We start from the raw sequence: 26,006 nt of genomic DNA, 5'->3' as shown, positions 1-26,006 counted from the left end.
GGGTCGCGCACGCCTTGATCCGGAGCGGCGCGCTCGCGGCGACCATGGGCGTATAGGCGTCGGCGTCCCGCTCGACCTTGCCGTGACGCTCCGTCCGCTGCGCTTCCGGAGCTGCGGGGCTTCGCCCCGCCGACCCTGGGCTTCGCTTCGCTCCGCCCTGGGTCGGCGGGTCCGCTGCGCTCCCCCGCCTCAAGGCCCTTACGGCTACGCCTCCAGGACCCAGAGGCCCGCTTGCGCGGGCCTGGCTGGCTACGCGGAGCGGGTGTCGCTCATTCGTGTCGGGTTCTGGTGTAGTGGCTGCTTCTCAGATAGATGCAGCATGTATCGTTGGCAGAAATCTGGGACACCCGCCAGTCACTCGGGAATCTCCCAAGTTCCGAGAGGATGGCCAGATGACCGGTCACTACGAATCTACCGGACCAGATCCCAGGCTGGGCAGCGATTCGATGCGCCGGGTGACGCAGTATCAGACGGCGGGTGTGAACGACCGGTTGAGACTGTTCGCGCTCCTGGAGCTCCGGGCGTGCCCGCGAGCGAGGCGGACAACCTGGTGGCCGGGGCGCAGTGCGAGGTGGTGGAGCTGGACGGCATGGCGCCGGCTTCTCGGGGTGTGCTGTGCTCGCGGACGGCTGGGACGAAGGCGTGAGGGCGGTGAGCGAGGCCCTGGGTGGCATCGCGGGCCGGGACTGGCCACGGCGCGGCGCCGGTCGGGCGGGACGGCTGAGCTGGCCGTACATTTCGCGGACGTGAGGCAGCGTGAACGGGCGGACATGGTGCGGCTGGGGGGGGTCGTCCGGGAGTCCGTGCTGCCGCGCGCCCATCCGCACACCACGGCGCGGCGCCGGGTGCTGGAGGTGCTGGGCGAGGCCGGCGGTCTGTGTACGGCGCGGACGGTGAACAGCGACGAGGTCTACATCCTCTGCACGCACAGTGTCGGGCATTACGACCCGGACGACCAACCGCCCTTCAAGGACGGAAAGCCCGGCTGACACAGGGCGGGTGCGTCGATCTGGAACGGATCGGGTGCCGCCTGCATTCCGCACGCGGCCGTCGAAGGACCACAGAAATAGGAATCGGGGAGGGCTTGGAAATGATTTTGATTCCGCTCAAGGAACACCAGGTCGACCAGAAATTGCGCTTTCGTAACTGGGTCGGATTTCCTACAAGATCCTTTGTGCCTCCGGAGGGGGCGCGTGCCATGGGGGTGTCCGCGACCGGGTCCGGTAAGACGATCACCACCGCTGCGTGCGCTCTGGAGTACTTCCCGGAGGGGCGGATCCTCGTCATGGTGCCCACGCTGGACCTGATCGTGCAGAGTGCCCAGTCCTGGCGGCGGGTCGGGCACCGGGCGCCGATGGTCGCGGTCTGCTCGGTGGACAAGGACGAAGTCCTGGAGCAGCTCGGAGTGCGCACCACCACCAACCCGATCCAGCTCGCCCTGTGGGCCGGGACCGGTCCGGTGGTCGTGTTCGCCACGTACGCCTCCCTCGTGGACCGCGAGGACCCCACCGACGTCACTGGTCGCCGAACTGTCCCTGGGCCGCTGGAATCGGCTCTGGCGGGCGGGGAGCGACTGTACGGGCAGCGGATGGCTCCGTTCGACCTTGCCATTCTGGACGAGGGGCACATGACGGCCGGAGACATGAGGCGGCCGTGGGCGGCGATCCACGACAACAGCCGGATCCCTGTCGACTTCCGGCTCTACCTGACCGCCACCCCGCGCATCCTCGCCGCGCCCCGGCCGCAGCGCGGGCGGGGCGGGCGGGAGCTGGTCATCGCGTCGATGGAGGACGACTCCAGCACCTACGGCACCCGGATTTTTGATCTCGGGCTGGCGGAGGCGGTGGAACGCTCGATCCTCGCCGGTTTCGAGATCGACGTGCTGGAGATCCACGACCCGGACCCGATCCTGGGCCTGTCCGAGGAAGCGCTGCGTGGCCGGCGCATGGCCCTGCTCCAGGCGGCGCTGCTGGAGCATGCGGCGCAGCAGAATCTGCACACCACCATGGTGTTCCATCAGCGGGTGGAGGAGGCTTCCGCATTCGCCGAGCAGATGCCGCGCACGGCCGCCGAGCTGTATACCGCTGAGGCCTCCGCGGCGGCGCTGGTAGGTGCGGAGGAGCTGCCCGCGTCGTCGATCGATGCTGAGCTGTATGAGCTGGAGGAGGGCCGTCACGTGCCTGCGGACCGGGTGTGGGCGGACTGGCTGTGCGGGGACCATCCCATCGCGCATCGACGTGCGGTGATCCACCGGTTCGCCAACGGCATCGACGCCCAGAACCGGCGGGTGCACCGGGCGTTCCTGTCCTCCGTACGCGCCCTCGGGGTCGGGGTCGATATCGCCGGACTGCGCGGGGTCGAGGCCGTGTGCATCGTCGGGTCGCGCAGCTCCCAGGTGGACGTCGTCCAGAACATCGGACGTGCCCTGCGCCCCAACCCGGACGGCACGACCAAGACCGCGCGGATCATCATCCCCGTCTTCCTCCAGCCCGGGGAGGACCCGAAGGACATGGTCGCCTCGGCCAGCTACCAGCCCTTGGTCGACATCCTCCAAGCCATGCGCTCGCACTCTGAGCGCATGGTCGACCAGCTCGCCTCCCGCGCCCTGACCCGCGGTACCGAACGGCGGCGTATCCACGTCCGGCCCGCCGCCGCGGCCGGCCCGGAGAACGGGGACATGCCCGAGGAGAGCAGCGAGGCGCAGCAGGAGGTCGACCGGATCACTGCGGTCGTGGTCAACTTCGCCTCCCCCCGCGATGCCGCCGACATCGCGGCCCTGACCCGCTGCCGTGTCATCCGTCCCCAGTCCCTGGTCTGGCTCGAGGGCTACCAGGCCCTGGTCCGGTGGCGTGCCGAGAACGGGATCACCAGCCTGCACGCCGTGCCCTATGACGTCGAGACCGCGGTCGGCGTCACGAAGGACTACCCCCTGGGCCGGTGGGTGCACCAGCAGCGCCGCGCGCACCGCGCAGGTGAATTCGACCCCCACCGCAAAGAGCTCCTCGACGAGGCCGGGATGGTGTGGGAGCCGGGCGACGAAGCATGGGAGAACAAACTCGCCGCACTCCGCTCCTACCGGCGCGCCCACGGGCACCTCGCACCCCGCCAGGACGCGGTGTGGGGCGAGGGCGAGGCAATGGTGCCCATCGGGCAGCACCTGGCCAACCTCCGCCGCACAGGCGGTCTCGGCAAGGACCCAGAACGAGCCGCGGAGCGGGCGGCGCAGCTGACCGCGATCGACCCGGACTGGAACTGCCCCTGGCCGCTCGACTGGCAGCGGCACTACCGCGTCCTGGCCGACCTCGTCGACGCCGACGGCCACCTGCCCGACATCCAGCCCGGCGTACTCTACGAGGGCGACGACATCGGACGATGGCTCCAACAGCAGCGCAAGCCAGGCACCTGGAAGCTGCTGTCGGAAGAGCAGCAGGAACGACTGACCAAGCTCGGCATCAAGCCGTTTGAAGCCCCCTCCCCCGCCCCGGCGGCTGCGCGGCCCACGAAGGGTATGAGCAAGACGCAGCAAGCCTTCCAGCGTGGCCTCACGGCCCTCACACAGTGGATCGAACGGGAAGGCCAACGGCCTGTGCCGAGGGGGCACGCCGAGGAGATCTCGGTCGACGGCGAAGCAGACCCGGTGACCGTCAAGCTAGGCGTATGGATCTCCAACACCAAAACCCGGCGCGACAAGCTCACCCAGGAACAGCTGGACGCGCTGCGCGAGCTGGGCATGGAGTGGGCGTAACGCTATTGAGAACGAGGCGGGAGTTTCCCTCGCTCGATGCGATCCTGCCAAGTGTCGAGCACGAACTCCGTCACGGTCACCGTGCTGTTCAAAGCCAGCCGGGCGTGGCGGGTAAGTGCCGGGCTCGGTGCGGTTCGCCCGTGGCCGAGTCCTAGCTGGTTACGCAACTCGGCCAAGCCCTGCACCGTCGTGGTGAGGGTGCGTAGGAGCTTGACCACCGTGGCGCTGGCCTTGGCGTGGTCGGCGACGGCGTCGGCGTTCAGGCCCAGCAGCGTCGTGACGCGCTTGAACAGCGGTGGCAGGTCTTCTCCTGGCGGGAACTCGATGTCCTGGTGTTCCAGGATGATCTTGCAGAGGCTTTCGACGAGTTCTTTGCAGGAGGCGATCGCTGCGGCGGGGTCGCGTTCCAGGCCAGCCCTGATGCGCTCTTGGTGTTCGTGGAGCACGCGGGGGTCGGTCAGTAGGGGGCGTGCTTCGAACTTCAAGTCAGGTCGGGCGCCGTGGAAGGACGCGCGGGGGCCCCGGCGTAGAACGGCAGCCCGCTGATGTATCCGGTCGGGTAGAGCTCGAAGCCGTCCTTGGCAAGGATGCCGTTGAGCTTCTCGGCCAGGCGTTCGACTTCGGCCGGGTCGCGCCGCACCACGGGGTGGAGCATTTCGGCGAGGAAGTTCAACAGCGGCTGCGGGGAGGGGCCGCTGAGCCCGAAGCGGGCGTCGGTGAACACCCATCCGGGCGGCCAGTCATCGTTGTTGATGCAGTGCTGCCAGATGTCTTCCCTGGCCGTAGGACGCCGGTAGCCGTCGCCTTCAAGGACGTCCAGGTCGTACAAGCGCTCCAGGAACCTCACCTCGTCCAGAGCGCCCCACCACCAGATCTTCTCGACGACCAGTAAGTCGAGGAGGCGCTGGCGAGTGACGACAGTGAGCTGCTGTGGTGCCACCGGCTGCCCTTTCCTGTGTTCCAGCTTGTGCGGGCTCAGAGCGAGGCTGCGGGCTCGCTGTCCGCAAGCGGGGCTGGTGTCGAAGGAGCCTTGCGCCAGGGGGCATTGGGGTCAGCGAAGGTGTCGAGCATCAGCTCGCACCAAGTGGCGGCCGTGCCGACGGCGAAGCGGGCGTGCCGGGATCCGAGGCCCGTGGGTGCGGCCAGCCGTCCGTGTCCGGTCCCGTAACGGTTGCGCAGTTCGGCGACGCCGATGGCAGCCGAGGTCAGTGCGCCCAGGATGCGCTTGATGCTGTCGGCGTTGTCCGGGCTGCCGCCGGTGCGGGCCGGCGGCACTGCCGCAGGGTGAGGGTGAAGCGCTCGCTGCGCCTGCTTGATCAGCGCGGGCAGGTCCTGACGCTCGTCGACCGGGAGATTCCGCTTGAGCAGTACAAGCTTGGCGGTCGCCTCGATGAGCTGCTTAGCCGCGCCGATCGCGTCATCGGGGTAATCGGCTCCGAACCTGCGCACCCGCTCCAGCTCGGCCTGGATGCCCGACGCCTCAGACAGGGCGTCGGCATGGACAACCAGATGGGCGACGCGTGCCGTGTGCAGGCGTAGCTCATCATCCAGGCGACAGCCGTCCCGCGCGAACGCCTCCCGCAGATCCGCCACCGTGTCGGCAGGCAAGCCATCCCCGCCGTACTTCCGGCTCTCCCGGTCCAAGCGGCGCAGCATGCTTTCGAACACCCTCAGGGCCCGGGTCACATGGTCGTGGTCGGTCCAGTCGACGGACGCGGCGTAGGAGTCGAAGAGCTGCTTGCGAACCCCGCCCTCCCCCGGCGTGAAGCCGGGAGCCGGGGCGAAGTGCTCGTTCTCCCAGTACTCACCGATCGCGCCTGCCACGAGCCCGCTCATCAGTGCCCGGACAGCGTTACGGGCAGTCCGGGAGAGCAGCTCGCGATCGGCGGTGACCATATAGGCAGATTACGGGGGCTGGCCTTGAAGCGGGCCGGAATTTTCTACCGTACTGCTCCAGCAGCCTACGAGTGGAGGCGTCGGTCGAGGACGGGCCTGTGGCGTCCGGGCGGGCTCTCCCGGATGTGCTCGCCCGTCCGGGCTCCTGCCCTGAACTCGGCGCCAGTGCGTGCCGACATCGCCCGGAAGAACGCCTGGCCATCCGGGGACTGGCTGCTGGTCGTCCACCGGTAGCCGCGACCCTCCAGGAGCGCCCTGTCGACAAGGAGTGTGCCGAGGCCCTGCCGCTGCACTTCTGGGGAGAGCGAGATCTTCGAGATGACGCCCCGCTTGCACTCGTGGCACACCTTCCACACCAGCCGCGCATCGGAGATTCTGTCACGGCAGTAGACACGAATGTCCTGGAAGCCTGCAGGCCGCGTCGCGGCATGCAGCAGGAAGAACCGCTCGGTCCTCGGGCGGCGGAGAAGCATCCACCGCCAGCGAAACTCATCCATCCCGTCAGGTGTCCTCACCAAGCCTCCTTCGCCCGTCTGCTGCCGCGTTCGTCCCCATGGAAGAAGAGGACATCTGACGGCGGTGCATCGACCTACACATGCAGATGAGCGGGGCAAATTGAGTCGGTCCGTGCACCAGACCCGCGAGGTCCGTATGCCGAGCGACCAGAGCCCACTGTCGCACCGTGGGCTGCGAGGTTTCTGGCCGAATCGCGAGTCCATCGCCAGACCACGGCTTCCGGCCTAATCCACCCGGTCGATACCAGTCTCTGTCCTCGGCGATCTCACCGCGCACCGCCACCGCCCTGGCCGCCCCGCGGACTCAACGGCAGGGAAAGAAGCGGGCCAATCCGCGCAGCCGCGGCAGAAGCGAGGCCCTGATCTCGTGGTCTTCTATGGAGCTGCAGCTTCTACGGCCGAGTCAGGGGTTCAGGTCGGCGCTGCGTACCGCGGGGCGCGGCGTACGACCTTGGTGGAGCTCACGGGGCTGGTGTAGAGGCTGGTTCGGTCGCCGTATTTGCCGAGTTCGGTGGCTTCGTCGGTCTTGTACGCCAGGGCATCGTTGACGCCGAGGGCCCGCAGGGCAACCAGCACGCGGTGGACATCGGCTTCGTTGGTGCAGTCGGCGGTGTAGACGATCACCGGTCGGCGGGTGGGGTCACCGTCGAAGGAGCTGCCGAGGGTGGCGACCTTGGCTCCGGGGCCGAGTTTCCCGTCCTCCACGGCTTGTTTGACGAGGCGCCAGCCGGCGTCCAACGCCCGGACGGGTAGGAACCAGAGCCATTTCCCGTGCGGGGTGACGGGTGTCTGTTGGAGTGGGAAGACGATGTGGGGGGCGGCGGCCCACAGCCAGGGGGTGCTGGTCGTCGTCGAGGGGGCAGGCGAGCGGCCAGCATGGCCCGTTCGGGTGGCACGTGTACGCACATACGCACCTTATGCGGTCAAAGCCCCCGCACTGGGTGATCTTAAGTGCGTGGTGTTGAAGGAACGCGAGAACTCGCGGCTTCGGCGGGAGCAGGCCCTGACCGCGTGTTGCATGGCAGCCGCAGCGGAGGCTGACCTGCAGTTGCAGCCCGCGCGGCGGGCGGCGATGCTGATGGACTCCCTGGCCGTGCTGCGAGCCGCGCACCCCGCGGCCGACGCCGCGCAGTGGGGAATGGGCGAGTTCCGTCGTGCACTGCGCGGTCCACTTGCCCCGCTTCTGCCAGCCCAAGATGCGCCGGGTGACGGCCTCGGGGCGGTGTGCCTGTTCGATGAGGACGGTCTGGTTCGCGATGCGCTGCAGGACCTGTGCCGGGAGCATCTGGTGCCGCAGTCAGCGCTGGAGCGGCACTGGCCCTGGGCACGGGTGAGGGCCGAGCAGGAGGAGCGGCGTCTGTACGAGGTTCTGCGGCGCTTGGAGCCGCAGGAGTACCGGCGCGCGCGGGCCCTGCTGGCGGAGAGCCCGGCCGGGCCGGTGCGGGTGCTGCGCCGGGCCTGGGACCAGTTGTGGATGCGGTTCGACTTCTACGAGGCGGTCAGCGACTGGCCGTGGTGCCATCTGGACGGCTGGTGGTATCCGTGCCCGATGTGCCGGTGGCCGATGCGGGTCGTACGCCGCGGCAGCGAGGTCGAGGTGCGGTGCGAGGCGCACCGGGTGCGCGGCGTGCACTACCGCCTGGGTCTGGAGCCGGCCACTGTCGGCGCGGCGCCGCTTCTGGTCGGTACGGGCAAGGAGGCCGGCGCGGTGGTCGGCCTGCCGGCCAGCACGGAGCATCTGGCGCTCAGCCGCCCGGTGTGGCGGTATGGGGTGCTGCCGACCCTGCTCGAAATCGAGCTGCGCGACGAGCTGCAGGACCTGGATCACGTGCAGGTGCAGATATGGCCGGGAGAGTTGCGCCCGGACGAGTACGACCTGCGGATCACGGTCGCGCCGCCGGGTCGGCGCGCGATGAACCTGCGCGTGGACGCCAAGGCGTGGGAGTCGGTCGAGGCTCTGGCTTGTGCGCTGCTCGAACGCGAGCCGAAGCCGTACGCGCTGACCATCGTGCTGCCCGACCACCAGGACCATGAGCGGCACTACCTCCAGGAGCGGCTTTCCGGGCGAAGGATCAAGGTGACCACGGTCAGCCGCCTGGTTGCGCGCGTCAAGCAGGCCTGTGGAGGTGAGCGGTGAGGCCGGAGGAGTGGCAGATGCGGATGCTGGCGGTGGCGTTCCCGCTGGCGCTGGCCGACGAGTATTTCGGGTTCCACAACCCGCAGGGGCAGCGGGTCGTCCCCCTGGACCAGGCGCACGTGTTCGCCGCTGCCCGCACCGACCTGTGGGAGCAGTGGGCCGAGGTGCCTCGCCGGGTACGGGAGATGGTCGGCGGCTACTGGCATGTGCGGCCCGGGGATGTCGCCGGCCGCAGCGCGTTCTACGGGCTGGCGCGCTCCTACGCGTCCTCAGCCGAGGGCTTGTACCGGCTGCCGGAGGACGTTGAGCCGCGCGAGGCGAGGTACCTGGTTGTCGCGCACGCGCAGAAGCCGCTGCTGCTGGCGAAGGGGCTGCTGAGCGAGACAGAGGAGCTGTACTACGGCAACCGCGGACCGCAGCCTGCGGCCACGGCAGGGAAGTGGACCTTCGGTAACAGCGACCCCTCGGTGGTGACCGTCCCCGACGGTGAGGGGGGAGCCGGCATCGCCCCGCTGCAGCTGCGCACGGCACCGTGGCGCCGTGAGGTGACGCTCTCGCGCCGCCAGGTCTTGCGGCTGGCGCGGCGGCAGGCGGCTGCGAACGATCGCAACGGCTGGAAGCCCGGCCTGATGGCCCACTTCTTCGACCGGCTGCTGGATACCAATGACCGCAGGGTCGCGAAGCTGCGGCTGCCCGCGGGCAAGGTCACCGTCCTCAACGCACCCACCGGTGTCGGCAAGAGCGTCCTGCTGAACGCGGCCGCCCCGCTGCTGGTCCGCCAGGGCAAGGGCCCGGTCACGGTGGTCGTCGGTCAGATCCACGAGAGCTTGAGCAACACCGAACGGATGCGCGAGGCGGACGACGAGCTCGCCCAGCACGCGCAAGACAAGCGCCTGCGCCAGGACGACGACCTCGTGCGGCAGACCGCCGCCGGCCTCGCAGCAGCCAACCCCACGTTGAAGGTCGTTCCCCTCGTTTCGGGCTACCGTCTGGCGGAGCAGGCCGAGCGGGCCCTGGCCCAGGGCCGCGAGGACCGCTTCGAGGAACTGGCCTACGGCTGCGACCTATCAGCATGGCCGGTCGACGGGCCGCCGGTGCGGCGCAGCGCCGAGCCGTGCTTGTCCCTACAGCCGGCCGGCGTCATCCCTGGCCATGAGGAACCAGGCCCCAGCCACGCCTGCCCGCGGCTGGGCACCTGCGGCAAGTACGCCCTGATCCGCGCGGCCATGGACGCGGACATCATCGTCACCAACCACCACAACCTGCTGCGCGGCTCCCTGCCGGTGCCGGTGGAGACCGACAAGGGGGTGCTGCGCCGGATCAGCGTCATGGAATTCGTGCTGCGCCTGTGCACGGTGCTGCTGATCGACGAGGTCGACCACCTGCAGAGCAGCTGGTGCGACCTGGGCTCGGACATCTTCACCCTGGCCGGCCGGGCCTGGGGCGGGTCCTCCCTGCTGATGGAGGTCGACCGCCAGCGCGAGGCCCTGGACGCCGCCAGCGACCGGCGCCTGGTCAACGCCCTGTTCAAGGCCCGCGGGCTGGGTGAGCAGTTCCTGAACTACGTTCTGGACGACGAGCTGTGGCTGGAGACCGTCGGAGGGGAGGACGACCGCCCCAGCTCCGACTGGCACGTGCCCGGGCTGTGGGACCGGTGGCTGCTCGACAAGCTCCTGCACGTGGACGTCACCGCCCCGGTCGACGCGAGCGTCCACGAGGAGTTCCGTGCGATCTTCCCCGACCGGGACAAGAAAGCCTCGCCGCCGCCGCGCTACGCCCACCTGGCGGAGCTGCTCGTGAAAGCCGTCAGCCGCGAGGCCAGTCACGACGCCCTCCCCCGGGTGAAGACGCAGATCGACAAGGAACTGGGGCGGCTGAAGATCCCCTCAAGTCAGCGGCGTGAGATCGCCAACGCCCTGCTGGTGCGCTCCTGGCTCGGCTGCCTGCACAAGGCCCTGGTCCATCTCAAGGCAGTCCTGGCCGGCCTGGGCGCCGGCGCGCAGCTGACGGCCGGCCGGGAACTGGCCCGCGCGCTGGGCACCTTCAGCCACAACCCCGCCCTTCCGTACGGGCCGCTGGGCTACCAGCTGTTCGGATTCAAGGTCGAGAAGAATCAGCGCGGAGGCGGCCGGCTGTCCGTGCAGACCCTGGGCGGCGACCCGCACACCAGCACCGTCCAGCTCGGCGGGACCATCGCGCTAGCCACCGCAGGGGTGGAGCGCAGCGTCCTGGCCCTGTCCGCGACCGCGTTCTTCCCCCGCGCCGCAAAAGAGCATCTGCACACCCAGCCCGCCTACGTGATGACCGACGCGGCCCCCGGAGCGGTCACCGCCCGGCCGGGCAACGTCTCGGCCACCGCCGACACCTGGAACCCCATCGGCGTCGGCGGGCAGGAGGAGTCCAGCAAACCCGCCCGGCTCCTGGAACTGGGCGCCCAGCTGTGGCGAGACCGCCTCTCGGAACACCTGCGGGACCTGGAGATCCACGAACCCGACCGGGCCAGGGCGATGGTGGTCACCAACGCCTACAGCCAGTCCATGCTTCTCGCCGCCGGCATCGCCTCCGCGATCCCTGACCCGTCGTGGATCGCCGTGGTCATCCCCAAGACCGGGCCGCCGGGGGGCGTGGCCCCGCCCCCCGGCGTGGTCATGATCACCGTCGACCAGCTCGAAGACCTGCCCTACACCCACCCCCATGTCAAGGTCGTGTGCGCGCCGCTGCGCCTGGTCGCCCGCGCCCTGAACATCCTCGTCCCCGGCACCGACCGCTCCGCCCTGTCCTCGGTGTGGGTCGCCACCCGGCCGGCCGCCGACCTGCACACACCTGAGTCGATGTACGCCAGCATCGGCGCGGCCGGTATCGCCGCGGCCTGTCCCGGCCCCGACCCCGCCCGGATGCTTGCGCTGCAGACCCGCGCCGCCCACATCCGCTTGAACTGGCTGCTGCGCTCCAGCCCGATGTTCTCCCGCCTCCCGCGGTTCCTGAAGACCGAGATCCTCGCCGGAATCCTGGTCGTCATGATCCAGCTCGCCGGGCGTGCCCGCCGCGGCGGCACCCCCGTGCAGCTGTATCTCGTCGACAACGCCTTCTTCGCCACCCGCCTCGGCACGGACTACCCCTCCCTGCTGCGCACCTACTACGACGAGCTGACCGAGCAGGAGCAGTACGCACTGCGCCGCGCCTACGGCTCCACCCTCACCGCGTGGCTCGACCTGGCCCATTCCTCCGAGCAGCCCCACCTGGTACGAGTCCCCCTCCCCCGCGCCACCGCGGCCGAAAGCGAAAGCCCCCGATGAGCACCCAGACCCGGTTGTCCCTGCTGGCCTGCCACACCAACGAGGATCTCCTCGGCACCGTCTTCCTCTACCCGTTGCCCGAAAAGATCGGCGACGTGTGGCCGGCCCTGCGGCAGGAGTACCGCGGCATCACCGGGTCGGATGCCAACCTGCCCTACGCGGGCCTGCTCACGGTGCTGCGCGCCACCGGCTACACCTGCGCAGCCCTCTACCCCGCGAGCAAGAGCGACCCGCCGAAGTTCCTGGCCACCAGCCGCCTCCTGGACCGCGACGACCTGCACGCCGCGATCGTTCTGTGGGAGCAGGCCCTGCTGCAGACCGACGCCGACCGGTTCTCCTTCGCCTACCAGAGCCAGATCGCCGACCTCATCGCCGGCACCACCCCCGAGAAGACCCCGCTGTGGGAACAGTTCACCGGCAACGGGGCCTGCATCGACGCACCCGGCTGGGCCTGGAGGGCCGCTTCCTGGGCGGTCGCGAGCCGGTTGGCTACCCGCTCCTGGGAGATCGACGGCCAGACCGTCCGCTTCCGCGCCGATCTGGCCGGATGCCTGCAGGTGTGGGATCCCGACCTGCTGTGGAAGAACAGCTGGGGCGCCGCCTACGGCGACGGCGACGGTGAGAGCGCCGGTGAAGAGGATGCGGCGTGGAAGACCCGGATCCACTACGCCACGCTGCGCCTGGAGGTGGCTGTGAATTCCCACCCCGGCCTGCGCTCTCCGATCGCCACCGTCCAGCCCCGCGTCTCACGCCTGAGCAACACCCTCAAAAGCGCCCGCACCGCATGGTTCGCCCCTCGCGACCCCAACGGCCCCCTGATCAAACTGGAACTGGGTGGCAGGGGCGAGTACACGCACCTGGATCACACCACACGCCTGGCCCTGGACGCCTGGACCCGCCTGCACGGCGAGAGCGTCTTCCCCCGCGCCGAAAATGAGACCGAATTCCTCAGTCCCAGCGCCTGCGACCTCAGCGGCACGCCAGGCTCCCTGCGTGCCCTCATCCCCTTCGCCGGCACCTTCTCCATCGGCAAGGGCGACGGCATGCACGCCCGCCGCGAACTCGCCCGCTGGGCCAGGGACGCCCTCGGACAACCCCTGGTGCGCACCCATCAGGTTGCAGGGCGGCCGTTCGGCAGCCGCCGCACCACCACCGAGGGCCGCGACAGCGTCCTGCTCGACGACCCCCGCCTGGGCCAGATCATCGCCGCCGCCGGCCGCCTGCGCCTGCGCTTCCTCGTCCTGTACCGCCGCCAAAGCGAGCGCACCCGCATGCAGCGACTGCTCGCCTACCACTTCAACCGCCCGGACCTGGCCGCCGCTGGCATGCCGGAGAACACCATCGTGGCGTTGAACGATCATGTCGAGGCATTCCTGCAGCCTGCGGACGACCTGCTGCTCCACGGTGACCACCACGAGAAGCGCCCCTCCCTGGCCCGCCAGCTCCAAGGGCTGGACGCCCCCGAGGACACCCGGTTGCTGGCCCTGTGCGAAACCGAGTACGACGCGAAAGCCTGGACTCGTCAGCGCCGCGCCTCCCGCAGGCCCGACGCCACCGTCGCCAACCCCTACGACCTGGACGCCAAGCCCCACGCGGTCCGCGAACTCGCCCGCCTCGGCGTTCTCACCCAGTTCCTCACCCCCCACAAGCCCGGACGCCGCAACCCGCGCAAGAAGGCCCGTGACATCACCACCGCCCTCGACCAGTTGGGCAGCGAGCTTGCAGGCGACCACCGCGGCCACATGGCCGTCGCCGACCTCCACCGCAGCGCCGGCCTGGTCCACCCCCGCCTCACCGACGCCCTGGCCTACGGCCCGAACGGCCTCAAGAAACCCCTCGTCCACGTCGGCCTGCACCTGCGCGAGCAGCGCGGCCAGCGCCGCGGCCCCGCCACCGAGCCGCCCCGCCTCATGTGGACCCTCGTCGCACTCGTGCCCCAGGACGGAGGACTGTGGCAGACCCTCGCCTACCTGCGTGACGAGGACTCTCCCGGCGGCACCTGGCTCGACTACGCCACCGCCAACACCGCCCACCGCAGCCGCCGCCTGCCCGACGGCCGCCGCCGCGACGCACAGCTTCCCCGCTCCATCGACCGCGCCCTGTTCGACCTCGGCGACCACGCCGGCACCGCCACCGGCTACATCGTCTACGTCTCCGGCGACCAGGCCCGCAGCATCTGGCCGCTCCTGGCCAACCGTCACCTGGGCCGCACCCCCGAACCCGACGGCACCCTGGACGCACGCCCCGCGCTGCCCGGCTTCACCCTCCCCACCGGCCAACGCCCCCGCGCCGTCCTGCGCGTCACCGCCAGCAGCGAACACGTCGCCTCACCCGCCCTCGTCGAACGCCTCGACCACACCGACGAGTCAACGGCCGAGATCCAAGAGCGCAAGCTCGCCACCGGCGTATTCCTGATGGAGGGCACCACCAGCACCTTCATCCTGTGCAACCTGCCCCAGCAGTACACCGGCAGCTCCCGCTACGCGCGAGCAGGCGAGAAGTACACACGCTGGGCCAGCACCTCCGCCGAGGAACAGGCAGAAACCTGGTACAGCCACACCGCAACAGAAATCAGCGTGCTCCACCTCCCCGACGGCCATGCACCACTCACCTACGGCCTGGCCGCGGCCCGCCTGTGCGACCACGCCCTGCACTTCAACTACCGCACCCGGTACCCCGCCCCCATCCACCTCGGCATCCAGATGGACAAGAACCACTGGGAATACCGGCGCACCGTCGACGCAGACACCGAAACCGAAGACTGAGTCCAACACGTCGGCGGAAGGCCGGCCGACCAGCAGGGTCCACCCGTCTCAACGCCGACGACGGGATCATCAACTGGCACTGGGAGCGAACGCTCTCCGAGCCGCATCTGATACGCACCGCCGGGGGCGGTTCAGTCCAGCTCTCCCGTGCCCCGCCGGCGCTAGCCGGGCGCGTTACAGGCGTGCGTCATGGCGATGCTCCTCACACAGGTGACGCAGGCTCCGGAAAGAAACCGGCGATCACTTGACTTGTGCATGATGTCGCCGCGGCCGTGTGACGCCCGGCTCCGGGGCGTCACCAATCCGTGGTCGTCGTCAGGCGGGAGAGGAGCCAGCGCAGCCACAGCCGGCGCTGGTCCGTGCCCAGTCGGGCCGTGCGCTCCCATGACGCGAGGCGGCGGTACTCATCAGATAGTCGTGAACCGCTTCGATGACGTGCTCGGTGTGGCCGACTGCTTTTCCTGGCTACAGCCACTGGTCGGCCACCTTGCTCCAGCCGCCGACAGCGTCGGCGACCTCGCCGAACAGGCGACTCAGCGTCCCGGCGACCTCCACATACCAGTGCGGGCCGGTCACCCAGCTGTCTATGACGCCCGTCAGTGCCGCGACCGCCGCCTTGTTGTACCGCTTCGGTTTCCTCGCGAGGTCACCACCGATGCCCTGGGCCAAGGACTGCATCGTCTCGCTCTGCCACGAGCCCTCCCCGCCCGCGTACAGCTTGTCCGCGTACGGGTCCCTCCGGGCGAAGGCAGCCTGCTCGTACCGCGCTCGGTCAGCCGGTAGACCGCCACCAGTAAGGAACCGGCCGCCGCCCTCCCAGCCCGGCGCAGAGCGGCGCGCACGGCTTCGGCGTCCTGGTCTGGTGCGGACACCACCGGGCGCAGCGGGCCACGGGTGTCCTCCAAGTGGTCGAGCGTGGAGTCCGCCAGGTTCCTCCGGGCTCCGAAGTCCGCGCGGTATTTGCCGCCGCCGGTACGGTGCCAGCCCTGCCAAGTGACGTCTACCAGTCGGTCTGGCACTCGGCCGTGGTCTGTTGCCATGGCGGACAGCATCGCAGCGGGCACTGACAGTGCAGCCGAGCTTCAACAACACGGGATGAGGCGAGATGGCCATAAGAATCGGCTGAAACCGCGCAGGATTGCGGCCGCCCACGATATCTGGCTTGCCCACCGATGTTCCGGCAACAGTGCACGGCCGTGCGTGCCGTCGGTCTACAGGTGGACGGTGATGCCGAATTGGTGCATGAGGTCGGAGAAGGTCTCCTGGGCGGTCTCGCGCAGCAGATCGTCTTCGTCAGTGGGAGAGACCAGGGTGGTCACGGGCTGGATGCGGCGCGGTCGGCGGGCCTGGTCGGGAACGGCCCGGAAGCCGCCGTACTCGGTAACGACCGGGGTCATGGGTACCGGTTCGGCGGTGACGATAGCCGCGGTCACGTGGACGGTGCTGTCCGCGCCCAGGTGGCGGGCGAGTTCGAGGGCCAGGGCGAGAGTGTCGCGGCAGCAGGCACCAGCGACATCTACGTCGACCAAGACGCCCGTCGTATCCGGGCCGGGCAGGAAGTCGCCGCGGCCGGGGGCCGCCTCGGCGGGGCGGGCGATGGGCGGGGCAGGGGTCTGCACTGACACCGGCAGCCCGTCGGCGCCATCATCGGCAGTCTGGGCGAACCGGTCGGTGTGCGGCGGAGGTTGGCCGAATTCGGCGGTTCTCGCACACGGGCACGCTTGACTGGAGCACATGATCGACACGCACCACCCGCCGGTCCCCAGCTGCTCCGCCTTATCCGCATCGCCACTGCAGATCGAGGGAGCGCACGGCGGTGCGCGGGCCGCAGTGGATGCCGGTCCTCGGGCATCTGATCCGGCGGGCGGAGGATGCGACCGGCCGGCGCGCGCGGCGGTCCGTGAGCCGGTTCTCGCATCCGGTCGCCCCACCGGGATGTCGGATGAGATGCCGGCAGATGCTGAGGCGGCCGCGGAGTTACTGGTCAGGATCGGCGACGGGCTGGAGGCTCGGTTCGTCGACCAGGCGGGAACCGAGCAGCGGACGTTGTGGCCGGAGGCCGCGCGTGGTGTCTGCTTGGAGGAGTGCGGGCCGGTGCGGCGGTTCCCGGTGCGGCGCGGCAAGCGGATGGCGCCGGGGTGGTGGTGGTCGGCGACCGACGGGCGGCTGGTGCACTACGCGTCCGGGGTGATGCGGACCCAGGTGATGCTGCTGGACCATGACCCTTCGGTGGTGGCCATTGCGTGCCGCCCGGTGGAACTCACCTGGTCTGAGCGTGACGGGGGCCCAGTGCGGCACGCACCGCATCTGATGGCCCGCCTCACGGATGGCAGGGGTCTGCTGGCGGACTGCGCCGGGCACGGGGAGATCTCGCCGCGCCTGGCCTCCCGGGCGGCGGTGATGGAGGCCGCGACTGCTGCGGTGGGCTGGCAGTACCAGGTCCTGCGGCCTCCGGATCCGGTTTTCGCAACCAATCTGCGCTGGCTGGCCGGGTACCGGCATCCCCGCTACCAGGGTGGCGAACTGGCCGTACGCGCGGCCGAGGTCTTCCGGCAGCCGCGGCCTCTGATCGAGGGGGTGCGGGAACTCGGCGATCCGGTTCAGGTCTTCCCGGTGATCTTCCACGCGCTGTGGCACGGCGGCGTGTCAGCTCCCCTCGACGTGCCCCTGCACGAGCGGGTGACCGTGACGACGGTCCCCCAGTCGCGGGGGCGGGGGCAAGCATGAGCAACACCGTGCTGGAGCCCGGAACACAGGTCCGCTTCGCGAAGCGGACCTGGACGGTCGTCATGCTGGAAGGACCGTGCGTCAAGCTGATCGACGCGGACAACTCCGTCGCCACGGTCCTGGCGAACTTCCTGCTCGCCGACCCCGGCTTCGAAGTGGTGGGCGCCCCACAGCGCAGCGTGCCCCCTTTCGGGCTTCTGGAGGAACTGCCCGAGCAGGTGCGTGCGCGTGCATACGCCTGGGAGCGGCATGTGCGTGAGGTCGAGACCGGGTGCCCCGTCCCGGGGCAGGCGCAGGTGCCGCGCCCCGCGTTCGATCCGGCCCTGCGCACCATGGCCGAGCGGGAGGAAGCCAAGGCCGCCGAACTGACGGCGGCCGGGCAGCCGGCCAGTGCGGTGACGGTGCGGCGGATGCGGACCCGCTACCGGGAGCAGGGCCTGTGGGGTCTGGTGGACGGCCGGGCCGCCCGGCGGCGCTCACCGGTGGGGCGGGCCGACGAGCGGGTGGTCGCCGCGATCGAGCAAGCGCTCCAGGCGCAGAAGGAGCGGTCGACCGGGACGCTGAGCCGGCTGCGGCGCACCGTCGGCTGGATCCTGGAGGACACCTACGGTGCTGGGGTGGTGAAGGTGCCGCCGGCCTCGACGTTCAACCGGCTGGTGCACGCCCTCGCCGACCGCCAGGGGCTGCTGGGAACCGCGGCGCAGCGGCGCCGGCATTCCTCGCGGCCTGCTGCGCCGTTCACCCCGACGGTGGCGCTGCGGCCCGGTGAGCTAGTGATGCTGGACAGCACCCCGTTGGACGTGATGGTGGTCCTGGCCGACGGGGTGGTGGGCAAGGCCGAGCTGACGATCGCCCTGGACGTGGCGACGCGCAGCATCTGTGCGACCGTGCTGCGGCCGATGGGCACCGGGTCGGTGGACGCGGCGGTCCTGCTGGCGCAGATGGTGACACCCATGCGGATGCGCCCGGGATGGAAAGAGGCGCTGGCGATGTCGCGGTCGGTCATCCCCTACGAGCGGCTGGTGTCGCTGGATGCCCGGCTGGAGGGGGCGGCAGCCCGTCCGGTGATCACGCCGGAGACGGTGATCGTCGACCAGGGCCGGGTGTTCATCTCCGCCTCATTCACCGCGGCGTGCCAGAGCCTGGGGGTATCGGTCCAGCCGGCGCCGCCGGCCAACGGCCCGGCCAAGGGGAACGTCGAGAGGACGTTCCTCACCATCGGCCACCGCTTCTCCCAGTACGTCGCCGGCTACACCGGCTCCGACGTCACCCAGCGCGGCAGCAACGTCGAGGGGGAGGCGTGCTGGACGCTTCCCCAGGTGGAGGACCTGCTGGACGAGTGGGTGGTCACGGACTGGCAGCACCGCCGGCACGCCTCGCTGCGACACCCGCTGGCCCCCAAACTCGCGGTGTCGCCGAACGAGATGTGGGCCGCGCTGGTCGGCGTGACGGGCCATGTTCCGGTGCTGCTGGGCGCGGAGGACTACATCGAGCTCATGCCGGTCAAGCGGCTGGGCATCAACGACTACGGCATCCGCTTCGACTACCGCACCTACGACCACGAGGTCCTCAACCCGCACCGCGGGCACAAGTCGACCGCCTCGGACGGGATGTGGGAGATCCACCACAACCCCTACGCCCCCCAGCAGATCTGGGTACGACTCCCCGACGGCTGGCAGGAGATCCCCTGGGTCCACCAGGAGCGTGTCAGCCTGCCCTTCACCGACTTCACCTGGCGGCACATCCGCGCCATCGTGGAACGCCGCACCGACCGCGACGAACACGAACAGCAGCTCGCCCAGGCCCTGGACCGTCTCCTTAGACGGGCCGGCAACGGTGAAGGCACCCGCCGCGAGCGGACCGTCGCAGCACGGGCCAGCGCCGCGGCATCCCTCGCCCAGCCTGTCGCGGCGCCCGTCGGCGCCGCAGCATCGTTGGCCACTCCCTTGGCCCACCAGCCGCCCGACTTCCTCACCGCGCCGACCTTGTCCTACGGCCTGGTCGGCGCCTTCACCCCGACGAGCCTCGATGAGAACGATGGCGAGGAAGGCGAGGCCGTGAGCGAGGAGTTCGAGGACGGCTGGGACGAGGATGCCGACCCGCTCGGCACACCAGACGACGCCGGCGACGCCCCCGGCGCGGATGAACAGCCACCCAAGGCGGCCGCAGTCCCCCGCCCGTCCCGGATCTACGACGCCCGTCAGGAGGCAACCCGGTGGTAACAGTCGCCGACGGCGCTCCCGTCCCAGATGAGATGGCGGCGTATGCACCGCCGACCACGCGGGAGGGCTGGCAGCAGTTCGTCGGCACTCCCCCGCTGCAGCCCCCGCCAGAGGCTGGCGAGGACTGGTCGCTGGAGGAACGCCTGGACTACCACTCCCGGTTCGTCGTCCTGACCACCCCGGCGATGGAGCGCATCTCGCTGTCGGTGCGGCGGCTGATGCTCCTCAACCGCCGCCAGCAGGGAACCGCGCGCCGCGGACTGATCGTGTCCGGGCCGCCCACCACCGGCAAGACCACCACCCTGCTGGAAATGGGCCGCGCCTTCGAACTCGCCGAGCAGTACCGCCACCCCGGCCGCACCGACCGGCTGCCCGTGGTGTTCCTGGCGGTGCCGCCCGCCTCCACCCCCAAGATGCTGGTATCGGAGTTCGCCCGGTTCCTCGGCATCCCCATCGCGGTCCGGATGAACCAGGCGCAGATCACCGACGCCGTCTGCCACCTGCTGTGCCAGCTGGGCACCGCGCTGGTCCTCGTCGACGACGTCCACCTGCTCGACACCCGCACCCGGGCCGGCGCGGAGACCTCCGACCAGATGAAGCACCTCGGCGAGAGGATTCCCGCGACCTTCGTGTACGCAGGCGTCGACGTCGAGGCATCCCCCCTACTCAACGGGCCGCGCGGCGCACAGTTGGCAGGCCGCTTCACCCTGGCCCGCAACACCGCCCTGTCCTGCGGCAGCGCCGAACAGCGCGCGACCTGGCTGGACCTGGTCACCGACATGGAGAACGCCCTGCACCTGCGCCACCACACCCAAGGCACTCTGGCCCGGCACGCCGACTACCTCCACCAGCGCACCGGCGGAGTCATGGGAAGCCTCTCCCACCTCATCCGTGAAGCCGCCCTCACCGCCCTCCTCGACGGCAGCGAAAAGATCACCAAACGGCTCCTGGCCGGCATCCAGCTCGACATCCGCGCGGAGCAGCAAGCCCGCCCGCCCCGAAAACGCCTCCCGCGCCCCCGCAACAACGGCACTGGATCCTGACGAGGCGGACCAGCGGTGAAGACCACCAGCCCTTTGATGGAACCTGCCGTCAGGGATGATTCGCAGCCACCACAGCGCGAGCAGAACGAACTACCCCTGCACAGACCGCCTTTGGGAGCGGTGCGTGTCGCTCCGCTGAACGGCGAGACGACGCTGTCGTTCATGAGCAGAGTCGCCTCCCGGTACAAGCTCACGGCCAAAGAACTCATCGGCGCGCTCGTGGACGTGGGACGGCGGCCCAACCTGTTCACGGTGCGGCCCGACGGAGAAGTGGTCTTCAACGCCGAGGCCCGGGCGGCGGTCGCCGCTTTCTGCCGCATGCCCGAAGAACACCTGCACCGTGCCCTGCCGGCCTGGGGCAGAGACGTCCCTTCGAGCAGGCTAGGGAACGGGCCAGCCGCCTGGGTCCGCACCGCAGCCACTATCCCGCCGACCGGCCCCGGATGCCGTGCCTGCACCGCGACCGCCACACGAGGCCGGGAAGAAGCACGCCGCTACCTGCTGCCGCACGGCCGGGTATGCGTCAAGCACCAGTGCTGGATGCTGGAAACACCCGTCGTCGACGGGGCAACGGCGTACCCCGGGCAGTTGGACCTACGGTATGTACCGCAGAACGGGGCGGCCCAGCGCCGTCATGTACGGCTGCTGCGGCGCTCTGTGCACGCCGGCGAAGCGTTCACCGTGGCGCAGGCAATCATGGCTTCGTGGTGGGACGAGCCCTGGCCGGAAGAGATCCTCTGGCCCGACCGGCTGCGGCTGATGGCACCCGGCAACGGCCTCGCTTGGCGTGCCGCGGCGCGGGATGCGGTGACCTATCCCGAAGCCGTCACGCTGGCCGCGGCCCTCGCCGACCCGAGCCTGCAGCAGCGGCTACTCGATGACGCGGGGCGGCATCAGCCGCACGCGCTCGCCGATGTCCCCAGCCTCGTGGACGAACTGGCTCGGCGCCTTGAGCGGCCGTGGATCGCCGGTCGCCTCAGCGCCATCACGACAGGCCCGCTGAACGCCTGGGTACGTGCCTGCGTACGCACCAGCGCCGGGCACAAGCCGAAGACACGCAGCATATGGCACGTCTCCCCGCCTCACCGGCCCGCACCGATCACCCGGCTCCTGGCCGAAACCCGGCCCGTCGACGAAGCGCCCGGAAACACGGAGTCGGAGGGGGCGCCGGCCCCAGACGTGGCCGAGACCGCCAAGGGGTTCGCGCGCGGCCTGCGCCACGCCCGCATCTACGCCACCGAACACGGCCACCTCTGCATTCCTTACCGGTACGAAAAGGACGGGTTCCAACTCGGCCTGTGGCTGGCCAACCAGCGCGCCGCAGGCCCCCAGCTCTCCCCCGAGCGCAGCCAGGCCCTGGCCGCTCTTGACCCGTGGTGGAATCCTGCGTGGAGCACGCTGTGGCAGCGCATCTATCTGCGCGCACGACGGCTGCTGGACTCAGGCACCAACATCAGACCCGAGCAGGGCTTCCCGGGCACCAGCGAGAATCTCGGCACCTGGCTGTACCGGCAGTGCCAGGTCTACAGCAGCCTCCACCCCCAGCAGCGCAGACTGCTGGCTCAGATCGGCATCAGTGCCGAGGCCGCCCGCCACGCACTGCCGCGGCGTCGCAACCTCGCCGAGGCCCGTGACCAGGGCCTGAGCAACGCACGCGCCTACTGGCAGCAGCACAGGCACCTTTGTGCGAGCGCTGCCGATACGCACGCCGGCTTCCCCATCGGCCAATGGCTGACCAACCTCCGCGTACGCGCCCGGCGCGGCATTCTCGATCCCGCCCTCACACAGCAGTTGGACGCAATGGATCCGTGGTGGGCACCGCCCTGGCCCTCCGACTGGCAGCGAGCCTGCTATACCGTGCGCGATCTTGTCCGCTCCGGCCACCCCCTCGACCCCGAAAGCGCCTTTGCAGCCTTCGACGACGAACTCGGTCAATGGCTATACACCCAATGTGTGTCCTACCCCGGCTTGGCAGTGGAACAGCGCCGACAGCTCGCGACCGTCGGACTGACTGAGCAGACTGTCGCAGCCGCCCGCCCCAACCCCGCCACCCACAGGCCGTCTCTGGAGACCGGTCTCTACTACGCCCGCTCCTACGCGGCACTGCACGGTGACCTCAACGCATCACCCTCCGACCGGCACGAGGGCTTCCCCGTCGGAGGCTGGCTGGCCCGCCAGCGGCACCAGGCCAGCCTTCACACCGCCAAGTTCGCCGCGCCCTACCCGGCCGACCCGCTGCTGGCCGCCGTCGACCCATGGTGGAACCCACCGTGGAACGGGGACTGGCAGATCAACCACCGCACCGCCCGCAAACTCGTCGAGAACGGGATCAAACTCCTCCCTGCACAAGGATTCCCCGGCACCCCCGACTGGACTGGGCAGTGGCTCTACACCCAGTGCGTCGCCTACCAGAACCTCCACCCGGGGCAGCAACACAGGCTCACGCAACTCGGCATCACCGCCACCAATGCCCCCACCGCACGGCCCCGTCGCGTCACCCAGCAATCCTCATTCGACACCGGCCTGGGCCACGCCCGCTCCTACGCTGCCCGACACGGACACCTCGCCGTGCCCAGAAGCGCGAACCACCACGGCTACCGGCTGGGGACATGGCTCGCCCACCAACGCAAACGGGCCGCCAACGGCCGACTCCCCCACCGTCGCGCCGAGGCCCTCGACGTCCTTGACTCATGGTGGAACCCATCCTGGGGCCTACCATGGCAAATCACCTACCATGCCGTCAGAAACGAGATCCACGGCCACGCTCTGAACGCGGCCGCAGGTTTCCCCGGACTCCCTCCAGCCGCCACCAGATGGCTGCTCACCCAGTGCACCAACTATGACGACCTCCATCCGGGCCAGCAGGAACTCCTGACCGGCCTCGGCATAACACCCCAGGACGCACACGCCGCCCGCCCCCAGCAGGAAACACGCACGCGCCGCAGAACCGGCGCCAGCCGGTCGCGCCCCACAACCGTCTCGTCATCCATCGACGGCGGCCTGCCCTACGCCCGCTCCTACGCACACACTCACGGCGGACTCGGCACCGCCCACTACACCACCGAACACGACGGATTCCCCCTGGGCTGGTGGCTGTACGAGCAGCGCAAACGCGCCGTCGCCCACCTACGCCGCACTGGCCTGCCCTGGCCCCACGACACACAGCTCACCGCACTCGACCCGTGGTGGAACCCACCCTGGCGGGTCTCCTGGAACCACAGCTATCACCAAGCCCACGCCCACCACACCGCCGGCCACACCTTCCCCGGCACGACCACTAAATGGATCCGCACCCAGCAGCGCGCCTGGAACCAGCTCCACCCCCACCAACAACACCTCCTGAGCACCCTCGGCATCCACGAATCCACACCCCTGATCAGCTACAACAGCCGCCCAACGAAACTGACCCGCCAACCAATAGAACCGACCAACGGACCTACGGCCACCCCGAAGCAGGAAACCCACAGCTCACAGACCCCGCCCACCCCCAGCCCGCAAGCAACGTCAAGCCCCTCGCCACCACAGACCACACCGCCAGCCCCAACCAGCCAACTGATCAGCCCAGCTCAACACCCCGAATACTGATCAGATGGAACGAGCCACGACAAACCGCGATCCCTCGCCGGTTCTCGGGGAGTCGGAGGAGGCGCGGCGGGGCCGGCGCCTGGCCCTGTTGCAGACCGCGCTCCTGGAGCACGCCGCCGCGTACAACCTCCGTACGGTGATGACGTTCCACCAGAAGGTGGAGGAGGCCACCGCGTTCGCGGAGAAGCTGCCGGAGACCGCTGCCGAGCTGTACGCCGCCGATACCTCCGACGCCGACCTGGCCGCCGCCGACAAGCTGCCGCAGTCCTCCATCGACGCGGAGTTCTACGAGCTGGAGGCCGGCCGCCACGTACCCCCGGACCGGGTGTGGTCGGCATGGCTGTGCGGCGACCACCTGGTGGCCGAACGCCGGGAGGCACTGCGCCAGTTCGCCAACGGCATCGACGCGGCCGGACGCCGGGTCCACCGCGCCTTCCTCGCCAGCGTTCGCGTCCTCGGGGAAGGCGTCGACATCACGGGCGAGCGAGGCGTGGAAGCCGTCTGCTTCGCGGACACCCGCGGCTCGCAGGTGGAGATCGTGCAGAACATCGGCCGGGCGCTGAGGCTCAACAAGGACGGCTCCACCAAGGTGGCCAGGATCATCGTGCCGGTCTTCCTGGAGCCGAACGAGGACCCGACCGACATGGTCGCCAGCGCCAGCTTCCGCCCCCTTGTAGCGGTTCTCCAGGGCCTCCGCAGTCATGATGAGCGCCTGGTCGAGCAGCTCGCCTCTCGCGCGCTCACGAGCGGCAAGCGCAAGGTCCACGTCCGTCGTGACGAGGACGGGCAGATCGTCGGGGCCGGCGGCGCAGGCGACGGCGAGGACCAGGAGCAGGACGGCGCCGACGCCGCTGCCGAGTCGGCCCTGCTCCACTTCTCCAGCCCGCGCGACGCATCGACCATCGCGGCCTTCCTGCGCACCCGGGTCTACCGGCCTGAGTCCCTGGTGTGGCTGGAGGGCTACCAGGCCCTCATCCGCTGGCGGAAGGAGAACGAAATCACCGGCGTCCACACCGTCCCGTACGACACCGAGGTCGAGGTCGGCATCACCAAGGACTTCCCACTCGGCCGGTGGGTCCACCAGCAGCGGAAGGCGCTGCGGGCCGGCGAACTCGAAGACCACCGCAAACAGCAACTGGACGACGAGGGCATGGTGTGGGAACCCGGGGACGAAGCATGGGAGACCAAACTCGCCGCGCTGCACTCCTACCGCCTGGCGACGGGGCACCTCGCCCCCCGCCAGGACGCAGTATGGGGCGAAGACGAGACGATGACGCCCATCGGACAGCACATGGCCAACCTCCGGCGGAAGGGCACGAAGAACGGCCTGGGCAAAGACCCGCAGCGGGCAGCGGAGCGCGCGAAGCAGCTGACGGCAATCGACCCGGACTGGGACTGCCCCTGGCCCCTGGACTGGCAGCGCCACTACCGCGTCCTCGCCGACCTCATCGACGCCGACGGCCACCTCCCCCACATCGCACCGGGCGTCACCTTCGACGGCGACGACATCGGCACCTGGAGGTGGCGGCAGCAGGAACCGGGCACCTGGGCGCAGCTCCTGCCCGAGCAGCAGGAACTGCTGACCGCGCTGGGCATCAAAGCCCCGGAAGCTCCCTCTCCCGCCCCGGCGGCGGCCCGTGCGACGAAGGGCCCGGGCAAGGCGCAGCAGGCATTCCACCGCGGACTCGCGGCCCTCACGCAGTGGGTAGAGCGGGAAGGCACAAGCCGACCGGTACCGCGCGCCCACGCTGAGGAAATCGCCGTCGACGGCGAGACGGAGCCGGTAACCGTCAAGCTCGGCGTATGGATCTCCAACACGAAGGCGCGGCGCGACAAACTCACCGCCGAACAGCGGGTAGCGCTTGCTGAGCTCGGCATGGAATGGGCGACGTAATCGATCTCGAATCACCGCCCACGCTGCGCTCCTGGTTCAGCGAACAGCTCGCTCAACGCCACACCTTGTTGCCCGGCCAGCAGCGGCTCCTGCCGGAACTGCGTGCCTTCCCACTCTGACCACGGGTGCAGGAGCTCGGCATCGTGGCCGCCGTTCACCCGTTCGGGTGGCGGATCCGGAT

Annotated in this window: 17 protein-coding genes and 1 pseudogene; 11 read left to right on the top strand and 7 right to left on the bottom strand. The window is 69.8% G+C overall.

Translation table 11 applies throughout. The features are described from left to right. Positions 1 to 523: 523 nt before the first annotated feature. From AB0I22_RS33830 to AB0I22_RS33820, 3 genes are all read left to right on the top strand, one after another. Positions 524 to 646, top strand: a complete 123-nt coding sequence (locus AB0I22_RS33830; protein WP_363134826.1) for a hypothetical protein — start codon at positions 524 to 526, stop codon at positions 644 to 646. 100 nt (positions 647 to 746) lie between these two features. Continuing rightward, the gene (locus AB0I22_RS33825; protein ID WP_363134825.1) at positions 747 to 989 is read left to right on the top strand and encodes a hypothetical protein; all 243 of its coding nucleotides are present in this window, start codon (positions 747 to 749) and stop codon (positions 987 to 989) included. A gap of 101 nt (positions 990 to 1,090) precedes the next feature. Next, positions 1,091 to 3,745 carry a Helicase associated domain protein gene (locus tag AB0I22_RS33820; RefSeq protein WP_363134824.1) on the top strand — a complete coding sequence of 885 codons (2,655 nt, stop codon included), beginning with the start codon at positions 1,091 to 1,093 and terminating at the stop codon, positions 3,743 to 3,745. Between the two features lie 2 nt (positions 3,746 to 3,747). Here AB0I22_RS33820 and AB0I22_RS33815 read toward each other — a convergent pair whose 3' ends face one another. The 5 genes from AB0I22_RS33815 to AB0I22_RS33795 form a co-directional block, all read right to left on the bottom strand. Next, positions 3,748 to 4,191: an abortive infection family protein gene (locus tag AB0I22_RS33815; RefSeq protein ID WP_363134823.1), complete on the bottom strand. Its 444-nt coding sequence runs from the start codon at positions 4,189 to 4,191 to the stop codon at positions 3,748 to 3,750. A gap of 35 nt (positions 4,192 to 4,226) precedes the next feature. Then, the gene (locus AB0I22_RS33810; protein ID WP_363134822.1) at positions 4,227 to 4,685 is read right to left on the bottom strand and encodes a hypothetical protein; all 459 of its coding nucleotides are present in this window, start codon (positions 4,683 to 4,685) and stop codon (positions 4,227 to 4,229) included. Between the two features lie 35 nt (positions 4,686 to 4,720). Next, positions 4,721 to 5,641, bottom strand: coding sequence for an abortive infection family protein (locus tag AB0I22_RS33805; RefSeq protein ID WP_363134821.1), 921 nt, complete (start codon positions 5,639 to 5,641; stop codon positions 4,721 to 4,723). Positions 5,642 to 5,706: 65 nt separating this feature from the next. Then, positions 5,707 to 6,138 (bottom strand): hypothetical protein, encoded by a 432-nt coding sequence (locus tag AB0I22_RS33800; RefSeq protein WP_363134820.1) that lies wholly within the window; start codon positions 6,136 to 6,138, stop codon positions 5,707 to 5,709. A 429-nt stretch (positions 6,139 to 6,567) separates the two neighbouring features. Beyond that, positions 6,568 to 7,062 (bottom strand): putative phosphothreonine lyase domain-containg protein, encoded by a 495-nt coding sequence (locus AB0I22_RS33795; protein ID WP_363134819.1) that lies wholly within the window; start codon positions 7,060 to 7,062, stop codon positions 6,568 to 6,570. Positions 7,063 to 7,111: 49 nt separating this feature from the next. Between AB0I22_RS33795 and AB0I22_RS33790 the strand changes: the two genes are divergently transcribed. The 3 genes from AB0I22_RS33790 to AB0I22_RS33780 are packed head-to-tail and all read left to right on the top strand — an operon-like array spanning position 7,112 to position 14,354. Next, positions 7,112 to 8,293, top strand: a complete 1,182-nt coding sequence (locus AB0I22_RS33790) for a hypothetical protein (RefSeq protein WP_363134818.1) — start codon at positions 7,112 to 7,114, stop codon at positions 8,291 to 8,293. Next, on the top strand, positions 8,290 to 11,589 hold the full coding sequence (locus AB0I22_RS33785; protein ID WP_363134817.1) for a hypothetical protein: 3,300 nt from the start codon (positions 8,290 to 8,292) through the stop codon (positions 11,587 to 11,589). Before AB0I22_RS33790 ends, AB0I22_RS33785 begins: the two co-directional genes overlap by 4 nt. After that, a complete protein-coding gene (locus tag AB0I22_RS33780) occupies positions 11,586 to 14,354 on the top strand; it encodes an RNaseH domain-containing protein (RefSeq protein ID WP_363134816.1) in 2,769 nt (922 codons plus the stop codon). The genes AB0I22_RS33785 and AB0I22_RS33780 overlap by 4 nt, the downstream gene beginning before the upstream one ends. 465 nt (positions 14,355 to 14,819) lie before the next feature. Here the strand turns inward: AB0I22_RS33780 and AB0I22_RS33775 are convergent, their stop codons facing one another. Further along, positions 14,820 to 15,032 (bottom strand): hypothetical protein, encoded by a 213-nt coding sequence (locus AB0I22_RS33775; RefSeq protein ID WP_363134815.1) that lies wholly within the window; start codon positions 15,030 to 15,032, stop codon positions 14,820 to 14,822. 533 nt (positions 15,033 to 15,565) lie between these two features. Beyond that, a complete protein-coding gene (locus AB0I22_RS33770) occupies positions 15,566 to 15,979 on the bottom strand; it encodes a hypothetical protein (RefSeq protein ID WP_363134814.1) in 414 nt (137 codons plus the stop codon). Positions 15,980 to 16,301: 322 nt separating this feature from the next. Between AB0I22_RS33770 and AB0I22_RS33765 the strand changes: the two genes are divergently transcribed. From AB0I22_RS33765 to AB0I22_RS33745, 5 genes and pseudogenes are all read left to right on the top strand, one after another. Then, on the top strand, positions 16,302 to 17,081 hold the full coding sequence (locus tag AB0I22_RS33765; RefSeq protein ID WP_363134813.1) for a TnsA-like heteromeric transposase endonuclease subunit: 780 nt from the start codon (positions 16,302 to 16,304) through the stop codon (positions 17,079 to 17,081). Further along, a complete protein-coding gene (locus AB0I22_RS33760) occupies positions 17,078 to 19,303 on the top strand; it encodes a transposase (protein WP_363134812.1) in 2,226 nt (741 codons plus the stop codon). Before AB0I22_RS33765 ends, AB0I22_RS33760 begins: the two co-directional genes overlap by 4 nt. Positions 19,304 to 19,335: 32 nt before the next feature. Beyond that, the gene (locus AB0I22_RS33755; RefSeq protein ID WP_363134829.1) at positions 19,336 to 20,346 is read left to right on the top strand and encodes a TniB family NTP-binding protein; all 1,011 of its coding nucleotides are present in this window, start codon (positions 19,336 to 19,338) and stop codon (positions 20,344 to 20,346) included. Positions 20,347 to 20,361: 15 nt separating this feature from the next. Then, positions 20,362 to 23,931, top strand: a complete 3,570-nt coding sequence (locus tag AB0I22_RS33750; protein WP_363134811.1) for a helicase associated domain-containing protein — start codon at positions 20,362 to 20,364, stop codon at positions 23,929 to 23,931. Positions 23,932 to 23,956: 25 nt separating this feature from the next. After that, positions 23,957 to 25,825: pseudogene (locus AB0I22_RS33745) on the top strand (Helicase associated domain protein); the annotation flags it as partial. Positions 25,826 to 26,006 lie beyond the last annotated feature (181 nt).

It is taken from the genome of Streptomyces sp. NPDC050610, from assembly GCF_040654875.1.
Classification (GTDB): domain Bacteria; phylum Actinomycetota; class Actinomycetes; order Streptomycetales; family Streptomycetaceae; genus Streptomyces.
The sequence above is the reverse complement of the archived record's forward strand: the minus strand, read 5'-3'. Positions and strand labels throughout refer to the sequence as shown.